Here is a 9661-nt window from a genome sequence, read left to right as displayed (position 1 = left end):
CCCGCGGGTCGGCGGCCTCGTCGCGGAGACGGGGGAGGCGCGTGAGGAGGAGGTTGACCTTGAGCTGCGCGCCCTCGACGTCCGGCTCCGTTGGGATCGGCGCGGCGCCGACCACGCCGAGGAGTCGATTGAGGAGGGTCGGCGCGCAGGCGGCCAGGACGCTGTCCGTCCGGGTGGAGCCGCCGCGCCAGACCACCTCGCGCGTCGACGGATCCACTGCGGTCACCTCGGCGCCCGTCTCGATGGTCGCCCCTGCGTCGGTGGCCGCCCTGGCGAGAGCCTCGGTCACCACTCCCATCCCGCCGACGGGGACGTCCCACTCGCCGGTGCCGCCGCCGATGAGGTGGTAGAGGAAGCAGATGTTCTGGCGCAGCGTCGGGTCGTCGAGCGCGGCGAAGGTGCCGATGAGTGCGTCCGTGGCGATGGTCCCGCGGAGGGTGTCATCGTCGGTGACCGACTCGACGAGCTCGCTGATCGGCCGCTCGGTGAGGGCGTCGAAGAGCGCGTCGTCGCCGACCAGGGCGCGCATTTCCGTGCGGGTCTTCAGTGGGTCGAGGACGGTGGGGAAGACGCGCTCGGCGAGCCCGGCCATGCGGTCGTAGAACCGGCTCCAGCCGTCGTGGGCGCCGTCGTCGCCGGTGAGCCGGCGGAAGGACGCGCGTGTCGCGGCAGGATCCGCGGTGTCGACGAGGACGCCGCGGGTCGGGTCGCCGGGAGTCGGGGTGTAGGACGAGAAGCGGCGCCGGGCGAGCTTGACGTCGAGCCCGAGGTCGGCGATCACCTGGCGGGGCAGGAGGGAGACGAGGTAGGCGTATCGGGAGATCCGCGCGTCCACTCCCTCGAACGCCCGGACCGACACCGCTGCGCCCCCGATGCGCTCCGACCGCTCGAGGACGAGGACCCGGCGACCGGCTCGCGCGAGGTAGGCGGCGGCGGTCAAGCCGTTGTGCCCTGCCCCGATGACGACGTCGTCGTAGGCCACGATGCGTCGGGGTCAGCTGCGGGCGGCCCACTGGGCGGCCTGGCGCTCCGACCAGATCCGGTCCGCACGGTCGATGCTCGCCCGGCTCGAGAGGTCGACGCCGGCTGCAGCAGCCGCGGCCCTGGCTCGGGGCGACGTCAGGTCCGGAGCGACGAACTCCTTCGGCGTGATCCTCCGGTCGACGGCGGTGAAGCGACGAGCGTCCTTCTCGACGGTGCTGGCCGACAGCATGGCAGCGGCTGCCGCGGGCACGGTGACACCGAAGAGCGGCTTGGTCACGGGCACATAGCCGGAGGCGTGCCCGGTCCGGTTCGGGTGGTAGCTCTCGCGGATCGGGTTGGACAGGCCATTGATCCACTCGACGTCGTCGCACACGGCGTGGCCGATGAACCGCGGCGTCGGGTTGGCGAAGGTGAAGCCCTGCGCCGAGGCCGCTGCAGCAGTCTTCGCGTTGAGCAGGTCGGCGGTGGAGTTGAGGCGCGACTCCTCGCTGGGCGAGAACCAGGTGCCGGCGTTGCAGTCCTCGCCGTTGAAGATGCGGGGGTAGCCGACGACGATGACCCTGGCGTTCGGGGCCTTGGACCTGATGGAGGTGTACAGCGTCGACAGCCGACCGGGCAGGACGTTGGTGATGATGCTCTGGGCCCCGTCGATGGCGCCGTTGCAGTTGCTCATCCAGCCAGGCAGGGCGCATTCGGTGAGGACGTCGGCGAAGCCGGCGTCGTTGCCGCCGACCGAGATGGTCACGTATGCCGTCGAGGTCGTCAGCGCGGAGAGCTGCGTGGTCGTCACGTCTGCCACCTTCGCGCCCGAGCAGGCGCGGAAGGTGAGGCTGAGGCCGAGCTGCGCCGCGTCGAGCGACGGGTAGGCGTAGACGGAGCGGAAGCAGGACGTGCCGTCGTTGATGTAGGTCCGCGTCCCGGTGCCGGAGGAGTAGGAGTCGCCGAGGGCGACGTACGAGCCCCCGGCGGCGCCCGCCGGCAGGGCGAGGGCGATCGCGGAGACCAGGCCCGAGCCGATGGCCGCGACGAGGGTGAGGACTGCCGCGGTCAGCCGGCGGCGTCGGGGGAAGCTCTTCACTGCGCACTCCTTCGGATGTCAACCGCGATGTCAACCAGAGGCACTGCAAGAACCGACGTCCCGGCGAAGGAGGCGTCATTACGGAGAGTAGGGCCGGTCCGGAGGAGCCGCCACCGGAACCGGCCGACTGCGCTCTACGCTGGCGTCATGGGATTCCCGGAGAACGTCCTGGCCAAGAGCGAGCGCGTGGAGCGGAGCATCCATCCGCACTGGATCACGGTCGTCGGGCCGCTGCTGCTCGGCCTCGTCCTCATCGCCGGGGGGATCGGCCTCGCCGCCGCGACGCCGAACGACTCGACGGGCAACGGGATCCAGTGGGTGTCTGTTGGTGTCCTCGTCCTCATCGCGATCCCATTGGTGCTCGTACCCTTCCTCCGGTGGCGCACGACGCACTACGTCGTGACGTCGCACCGCGTCATGGTCCGCCGGGGCATCCTCAGCAAGTCGGGCAAGGACATCACGCTGTCCAAGATCACCGACGTCTCCTTCGAGCAGTCCCTGCTCGACCGGATCATCAACTCCGGCTCGCTGCGCATCGAGTCGGCCGGCGACAGCCCCGACGAGATGCTGCGCAACATCCCGCACAGCAACCACGTGCAGCAGCTGATCAACCGGCTCATCGACGAGGACGACACGCGTCGCCGCATGGTCGCCAATGGCGGGGCCGGGCAGGGACGGCCGGGTCATGCGCCGGGTGAGGATGACGACGACGAGGGCCGTATGCCGCTGAGCTCGGACCCCGACCGACGTGACCGTCCCCGTCTGGCTGAGGAGTGACAACCCGCTTGACCTCACGTGCACTTGAACTTGCATCGTATTCCTCGTGACTGTGAAGACTGATGCTGGCTCTGCCGTCGCAGAGCGTGAATTGCCGTCTGGCGCAAGCCTGTTCACCCGCGGCAACGCCCCGATCGTCATCGCGGTCGTCGCGCTGGTGACGCTGGGGGCGTTCGAGAACCGGGCCGTCCTGACGGCGATGCCGACCGTGCTCACCGAGCTGGACGCCGTGACGAGCTACGGGCTCGTCGGCGCGGCGCCCCTGGCGACCTACCTCGTCTCGCTGGCCGCGGCCGGCTGGTGGGCCGACCGTCGGGGGCCGGTTCCGGTGCTCCGGCTGGGGGCGCTGACGTTCGTCGGCGGGATGGCCGCGGTGGCGAGTGCTTCTGGGTTGCCCGCGCTGGTGCTCGGACGGCTGCTCAGCGGGCTCGCCGAGGGACTGCTCGACGTCGGCGTCATGGTCCTCGTGGCCCGTGTCCTCGATCCGGTGCTGCGGCCGAAGGTCGTCGCGATGTTCTCTGCGGCCTGGGTGCTGCCCTCGGTGCTGGGGCCGGTTGTCACCGGTGCCGTCACCGAGTGGGTGGGCTGGCGGTGGATCTTCATCGCGGGACCGGTCGTGTTGGTTCCGGTGTGGCTCGCACTGCGACCGGCTCTGCGGGTCGCCCGGGGGCTTCCTCAGGAAGAGGCCGATGCGGTGGCTTCAGGAGAGGGGCCCACGCGCCTGCGCGGGATCCTGCCCTGGGCGCTCCTGGCTGCTGCCGCCCTCGTCGCCCTCAACCTCGTCACCGAGCAGCTCACCGTCCAGGCCCTCACCGTGTCGGTCGCCGTCGTGTCCGGTCTGGCCGTGGTCGGACTCGGCGCCTCAGCGCGGCGCCTCTTGCCGGCGGGGGCGCTGCGGGCCGCGTGTGGCATCGGCGGGGTCATCGCCCTGCGCGGCCTCGTCAGTGCATCCTTCATGGGGATCGGCGCCTTCCTGCCGCTCATCCTCACCGTGCTCCGCGACCACGGGCCGCTCACGGCCGGCATCAGTCTCAGCATCACGGGCGTCACGTGGTCCTGCGGGTCAGCCATCCAGAGCCGGTTCTCGGCTCGGCCGATGACGCTGTTGCGAACCGGCTTCTCGCTCGTCACGGCCGGTCTCGTCGGGACGGGCCTCATCGTCTGGGCTGAGGCGCCGACCGCCGTGGGCCTCATCGGCTGGGCGCTCGCCGGCCTCGGGATCGGCATGACCTCGGGCACCCTCTCGGTCCTGATCATGTCCGCCTCGGACGACTCGAACCAGGGCCGCAACAACGCGGGCGGTCAGATGGCCGCCTCCATGGCCAGTGCGGTGTACTACGCGGCGGCCGGTGCGGTCCTGGCTATCGCGGGCGAACCGAGCCGTTTCGCATTCGGAGTGATCGCCGGGCTCGCCGTCGCGCTGGCGGCCACCGGTCTGGCGGCCTCTGGCCGGGCCCGCTGCGCCCTTCCCGCCGAACCCGCTGGGAAAGCTGCGCTGTCCCCAATGGAGTGACCCGGGCCTCCCACTTTCGGACCACGGCGCGATTGTCTGTGCCCCTCGGCCACTGTGGGCACCGGCGTTCGCGCCGAGGTCGGAATGCCGGTGGGGCTAGTTTCCGTCCGCACCTTCTGCTGGGTCCGTGGAATGTGCCCGGATCTCGGTTTCGTCGAACTCGGGATCACCCTCGGCGGGTGCTTCGCTGTGGAGGCGGTCGTCGTCGCCGTCGATGCCTGGGATCGCTGACATGTGAAACGCAGGGTAGGCCGGCGCGGAGCAGCCGACGATCGGCGGAGACGTCGTTCGTGCCCGGGTGCCATGATCGGGTCATGAGCGAGCGTCAGGAGTTCGTCAACTGGGTGCAGTCGATTCTCAGGGACGCTGAGATTGCGCTGCACAACGGCGACGCCGAACCACGCCGTGCCATCTGGTCGCGGAGCGAACCGGTGTCCGTGCTGGGCGCGTGGCAGAACGCGAGCGGGCAGCAGGAACTCGACGAGCTCTTCGCCGTTCTCGCCGAGAGCTTCTCGGACTGCATGTCCTACGAGTTCGAGCTGCTTGAAGCGGAGGTGCGTGGAGACACCGCCTATACGGTGGGCTTCGAACACACCACCGCCTCCGTCAACGGCGAGCCGCGTACCTACACCCTCCGCGCGACTCAGATCTACCGGCGTGAGAACGGCGGGTGGAAGGTAGCCCATCGACACGGAAGCGCCCCGCCGGACTAGATTCACGCGTGCGGCGGCCAGCCCGGCGAAGAGAAGAGGGCATCGGGCCGTCCACCCGACGACGTCCCCCTGGCTCGGTAGCGTGCAACGCATGCCCATCAAACTCGAGAACGTCGGCATCGCCGTCCGCGACCTCGAAGCGGCGATCTCCTTCTTCACGGACTTGGGGCTGACCGTTCTCGGCCGCGACACCGTCCGTGGAGAGTGGACCGATACCGCAGTTGGCCTCGACGGCAACCACGCACGGATTGCCATGCTCCAGACGCCAGAGGGCACCGGGCGCCTCGAGCTGTTCGAGTACATCCACCCCGATGCGATCGAGACGGAGCCCACCCGGCCGAACGAGATCGGCATGCATCGGATCGCCTTCTCGGTCGACGACATCGAAGCGGCCCTCGAGATCGCGGCGAGGCACGGCTGCCACCCGCTTCGCGGCGTGGCGACCTACAAAGACGTGTACAAACTGACGTATGTCCGCGGCCCCAGTGGGATCATCGTCATGCTCGCGGAGGAGCTCCAGAAGGGTTGACTACCGAGGAACGTAGCTCAGCCTGATCACGTCTTCGCCCATCTGCTCGCTGGACATCAGGTGAAGCGGCGGCCGAGGTCCGGCGAAGAAGGGCTTGCCCTGGCCGAGCACCACGGGGTGCAGGTAGATGCGGAACTCGTCCACCAGTCCGAACTCGCTCAAGCTGTTCGCCAGGTGCGGTCCGGCGACCTCGATCTCGCCGTCGCGCGTGGCCTTCAGGTCTGATATCGCGCGCTCGACCTCGTCCGTGATCAGCGTGGCGTTGGGGCCGACCGACCCCAACGAGCGCGACACGACCCACTTGGGCAGGTTTCGCCATGCGGCTGCGTAGGCATGCTCCTCCCCGTCCCAGTCGGGATGATCGTCGTCCCAGTAGCGCATGACCTCATACATCGTGCGGCCGTAGACACAGCCCGTCTGCGCCTCGGTCTGCTCGATGAAGTGGCGGAACAGCGCGGGGGCCGGCTCGAACGCCGTGTGGTCGACGTAACCGTCCAGGGACTGGTTCATTCCGAACACGAGCCTCGCCATACCCATATCCCTCCTTGCGCCTGCCGTCGGTTGTCTCTCTCGACGAGCCCGCCCCCGATCGGAGGTTGTCGATCATTCAAGCAGGCTCGCTGCCCAGCAGCGTTCTGGTCGTGAAGCTAGCGCTGCCGATGCAGGACGAGATCATCGAGCACCTCGTCCAGGGCGGCCACCAACGAGATGTGGCCGACCCGGTGGAGCAAGTGCGGCCGGGCGCCCGGAACGTGCGCGGCCAGCCACTCACCGTGGCTCGATGGCACCATCAGGTCCTCGCGGCCCTGCCAGATCGCCACGGGCACGCCTATTGAGGACAGGTCGAAGGCCCACGGTGCGCAGAAGGCGAGATCGTCGTCCACCCAGCCCTCCACACCGGTCCTGACCGCCTCACGCGCCAGGGCCGCGATGTAGTCCGCCAGTGGTCCCCTGAGGGCCGCAAGGTCGGGTTCGCTCAGCAGGCCGCCAAGCGCCTCGACGATCTGCTCCCCGGTGACACTGCGGAAGGACCCCGCCAGCTCCTCCAGCGCCGGCGCGAGCACGTCGCGTCCCTTCGAGGCCAAGGTGAACTCCTCGACGTTGTCCTGAGCCATCCCGGCGACGAAGTCCAGATCAGGTTCGTGAGAGGGGGCCGCTCCGGCGATGGTCGCGGCTCCCTGGCAGCGTCCCGGGAGCAGCGCCGCGCAGGCAAGGGCGTGGGGTCCGCCTCCCGACCATCCAACGGACACGAAGGCCCCGACCCCCAGGGCGTCAAGGACCGTTGCGCTGTCCGCGGCGGCGTCCGCGACGGTTCGTCCGGGCTTCGGCGTGCTCGATCCGTAGCCCGGACGGCTGTAGGTGATCCAGCGCAGGCCCGACCTGGTCGCGGCCTGGATCCCGGCGGGCCAGGGCACCGCGCCCCCGGGTGTCCCGGAATGGTAGAGAAGCGGCAGTCCGTCGCCGCCCGAGTCGAGCACGTCGAGGGAGCGCCCGTCGGGTGTGGTCACCGTCCGCGCCGTGGCGCCCGAAGAGGGATCAACCATGCATCCACGCTAGCCGTGACACCTGAGACCCACACCCGATCGAGGCGGGGCACGTTCAGCCCGCCGACCTCGTACGCGTCGAGGTTCCGTCCCTGCTTGACTGCATCCGAACCACGGACGCCGCCGCCATCCGCGCCATATCGTGGAGGCGACGCGCCCCTCGAAGCACGAGGTCCGTGTATGCGAGAAAGCCGGCGGGAGGCGCTGACTGGCCCATGGAGAAGGCGGCTGAAGCGCGAGGTCGGTTGCCCGCCGGAATCGTCACGTTCGTGATGACCGACATTGAGTCCTCGACCCGGATCTTCCGAGAGCTGGGCGATGACTACGTCGGCCTGCTCGCGACGCACAACGCCCTCCTGAGAGCCGCCTTCACGGCTCATCGAGGGGCCGAGGTCAGCACCGAGGGGGACGCGCTCGTGCTGGCCTTCGACGACGCGGGGGAGGCGGTTCGCGCGTGCGTGGCCGGTCAGCTCGCCCTCCAGGCGCACGACTGGCCGCCCGGCGCCGAGATCCGAGTGAGGATGGGCGTGCACACCGCTCACGCTGCGCCGACAGGTGACAACTACGTGTCGCTGGGGTTGCACCAGGCGGCTCGGATCTGTGCGGCGGCGCATGGCGGCCAGATCGTGGTGTCGGAGACCACGGCGGCGGCGGTGGCCGGCGATCTTCCGGCGGACGTCACCCTCTCCTCGCTCGGCTCGTTCCAGCTGCGCGGATTTGTGGAACCGGCCCGCCTGTTCGAGGTGCGGCAGGCTGGACTTCCCTCCGCGTTCCCACCGCTGCGTGCTTACGGCGTCGCACGGCACAACCTGCCGTTCCACAAGGCGGCGTTCGTCGGCCGAGACGACGAGCGCCGCCAGCTGGCCGGATACATGCGCCAAGCCCAAGTCGTGACCGTCGTCGGTCTGGGAGGTGTCGGCAAGACCCGCTTGGCGGTTCAGGTGGCCTTCGATGTGATGGGGGAGTTCGAGGACGGTGCCTGGTTGGTCGAACTCGCCTCTGCCACCGATCGGCAGGCCGTGGTCAGCGCGATGGCTGCCGTCCAGCACATCACTGAGGTGCCTGGACGCAGTCTCGAGGACGTCGTGCTGGATGACCTTGCGGCAAAGGCAGCCATGCTCATTCTCGACAACTGCGAGCAGGTGCTCGACGCAGTGGCCGGCTTCGCCGAGGTGCTGGCCCAACGCTGTCCGCAGCTGGCGGTGCTGGCCACCAGCCGGGAACCCCTCGGCATCGAGGGAGAGGTCGTCTGGCGGCTGGATCCCCTGCCGGCTCCGGATCCGACGGCCGTCGCTGGCGAGGCAGACATCGTGGGGGAAGCCGCCATCCGGCTGTTCGAACAGCGAGCAGCATTGGTGCGTCCGAGTTTTCGCATTGATGATGACAACGCGCCGATCGTCGCGAAGATCGTCTGGCAGCTCGATGGGATACCTCTGGCCATCGAGCTGGCCGCGGCCGCACTCGCTGACAACTCGCTCTCCGGAGTCCTGCGCGGATTGTCGGATCGGTTCTCGCTGCTCACGCATGGACGCCGGACGGCACCCGCTCGGCACCAGACTCTCCGGGCGGCGCTGGGATGGAGTCTCGACCTGCTGCCCTCGGACGAGCGCCTCCTCTTCGGCAGGCTGGCCGTCTTCGCCCGGAGCGGCACGATCGCCGCCGCACAGGTCGTCTGCGGGACACCGCCGCTGAGCGAGGCGATCGTCCCGCAGCTCCTACGGCGGCTGCGCCGCAGCTCCCTGCTGTCGTACAGCGACGACGTGGAGCGCTGGGCCATGCTGGACTCGGTCCACGAGCTTGCCGGGATCGAGCTGGCCGATTCAGACGAGTCCGACGACGTGGCTGCCCGGCACCGGGAGTGGTTCGCGCAACGCGCTGAGACGCTCGGGGGCCAGCTGGGTCTGCGCGGTCATGCGGAGGCCAGGGCCGACGTGCTGGCGGATCTCGACAACATCCGTCGGGCCCTCGCGAGCGGGTTGAGCGCGGGTGACGGTGACCGCTCGCTGCGCACGGCCATTGCGATGGAGCCGTTCTGGGTGTCGCACGGAGACTGGAGCGCCGGCGTCAGCCACCTGCGTCAGGCCCTTGGCGTGTCGGGGGCCGAGGCTCTGCGGGGGCGGGCCCTGGCAGCGCTGGGGAACCTGCTGATCCTGCGCGGCGAGACCGTCGACGCCGAGCAGTGCTTCCTGCAGGCGGCCGGGATCGCGGCCGCCGGCGACGACGAGATCGCCCTCGCCCGGTCTCGTTCGGGTCTCGGCTACGTCGCCTTTCGTCGCTCCGATCTCGAGGGGGCCGAGACGCGCTGGCGTGACGCGCTGGCGCACGCCGATAAGGCGGGCGACGAGCGCGTTGCGGCTGGGATCCTCCGCAGCCTCGCGATCGCCGCTGGCAGCCGTGGTGACCAGACGGCCGCGGGCAAGCTGATCGACCGGGCCATTCGCTCGGCCGAGCGCGCCCAGGACGACCAGCTGCTCAGGCTGCTGCTCGGCTCCAGGGCGGAGATGGACCTGTGGCTCGGCGAGT

The 9661-nt window shown here is 69.6% G+C and carries 9 protein-coding genes; 5 read left to right on the top strand and 4 right to left on the bottom strand.

All coding sequences use genetic code 11. The annotated features are described in order from the left end of the window. Window positions 1-982: phytoene desaturase family protein (locus ABF401_RS10775; protein ID WP_353509563.1), on the bottom strand; the 982-nt coding region annotated here is incomplete at its 3' end. Between the two features lie 12 nt (window positions 983-994). Next, a complete protein-coding gene (locus ABF401_RS10770; RefSeq protein WP_353509562.1) occupies window positions 995-2062 on the bottom strand; it encodes an SGNH/GDSL hydrolase family protein in 1068 nt (355 codons plus the stop codon). A 147-nt stretch (window positions 2063-2209) separates the two neighbouring features. Between ABF401_RS10770 and ABF401_RS10765 the strand changes: the two genes are divergently transcribed. From ABF401_RS10765 to ABF401_RS10750, 4 genes are all read left to right on the top strand, one after another. Further along, window positions 2210-2839: a PH domain-containing protein gene (locus ABF401_RS10765; protein ID WP_353509561.1), complete on the top strand. Its 630-nt coding sequence runs from the start codon at window positions 2210-2212 to the stop codon at window positions 2837-2839. A 46-nt stretch (window positions 2840-2885) separates the two neighbouring features. Next, complete coding sequence (locus tag ABF401_RS10760) at window positions 2886-4352, top strand: MFS transporter (RefSeq protein WP_353509560.1); 1467 nt, start codon at window positions 2886-2888, stop codon at window positions 4350-4352. A gap of 314 nt (window positions 4353-4666) precedes the next feature. Next, complete coding sequence (locus ABF401_RS10755; protein ID WP_353509559.1) at window positions 4667-5065, top strand: YybH family protein; 399 nt, start codon at window positions 4667-4669, stop codon at window positions 5063-5065. A 91-nt stretch (window positions 5066-5156) separates the two neighbouring features. Next, window positions 5157-5594 carry a VOC family protein gene (locus ABF401_RS10750; RefSeq protein WP_353509558.1) on the top strand — a complete coding sequence of 146 codons (438 nt, stop codon included), beginning with the start codon at window positions 5157-5159 and terminating at the stop codon, window positions 5592-5594. On the opposite strand, the gene ABF401_RS10745 is transcribed toward ABF401_RS10750, so the two are convergent. Together ABF401_RS10745 and ABF401_RS10740 are read right to left on the bottom strand one after the other, a co-directional pair. Continuing rightward, window positions 5595-6125 carry a dihydrofolate reductase family protein gene (locus tag ABF401_RS10745; RefSeq protein ID WP_353509557.1) on the bottom strand — a complete coding sequence of 177 codons (531 nt, stop codon included), beginning with the start codon at window positions 6123-6125 and terminating at the stop codon, window positions 5595-5597. A 116-nt stretch (window positions 6126-6241) separates the two neighbouring features. Continuing rightward, entirely contained in the window at window positions 6242-7138 is an 897-nt protein-coding gene (locus tag ABF401_RS10740; RefSeq protein ID WP_353509556.1) for an alpha/beta fold hydrolase, read from the bottom strand. A 272-nt stretch (window positions 7139-7410) separates the two neighbouring features. Here ABF401_RS10740 and ABF401_RS10735 point away from each other — a divergent pair. Then, window positions 7411-9661: ATP-binding protein (locus tag ABF401_RS10735; protein WP_353509555.1), on the top strand; the 2251-nt coding region annotated here is incomplete at its 3' end.

Source organism: Intrasporangium sp., from assembly GCF_040414665.1.
Lineage (GTDB): Bacteria > Actinomycetota > Actinomycetes > Actinomycetales > Dermatophilaceae > Intrasporangium.
The sequence above is the reverse complement of the archived record's forward strand: the minus strand, read 5'-3'. Positions and strand labels throughout refer to the sequence as shown.

What these genes read in the sequence shown, in the direction of transcription:
- ABF401_RS10740 (WP_353509556.1), bottom strand. Translation starts at nt 7,138, where the DNA reads ATGGTTGATCCCTCTTCGGGCGCCACGGCGCGGACGGTGACCACACCC.
- ABF401_RS10765 (WP_353509561.1), top strand. Translation starts at nt 2,210, where the DNA reads ATGGGATTCCCGGAGAACGTCCTGGCCAAGAGCGAGCGCGTGGAGCGG.
- ABF401_RS10755 (WP_353509559.1), top strand. Translation starts at nt 4,667, where the DNA reads ATGAGCGAGCGTCAGGAGTTCGTCAACTGGGTGCAGTCGATTCTCAGG.
- ABF401_RS10745 (WP_353509557.1), bottom strand. Translation starts at nt 6,125, where the DNA reads ATGGCGAGGCTCGTGTTCGGAATGAACCAGTCCCTGGACGGTTACGTC.
- ABF401_RS10750 (WP_353509558.1), top strand. Translation starts at nt 5,157, where the DNA reads ATGCCCATCAAACTCGAGAACGTCGGCATCGCCGTCCGCGACCTCGAA.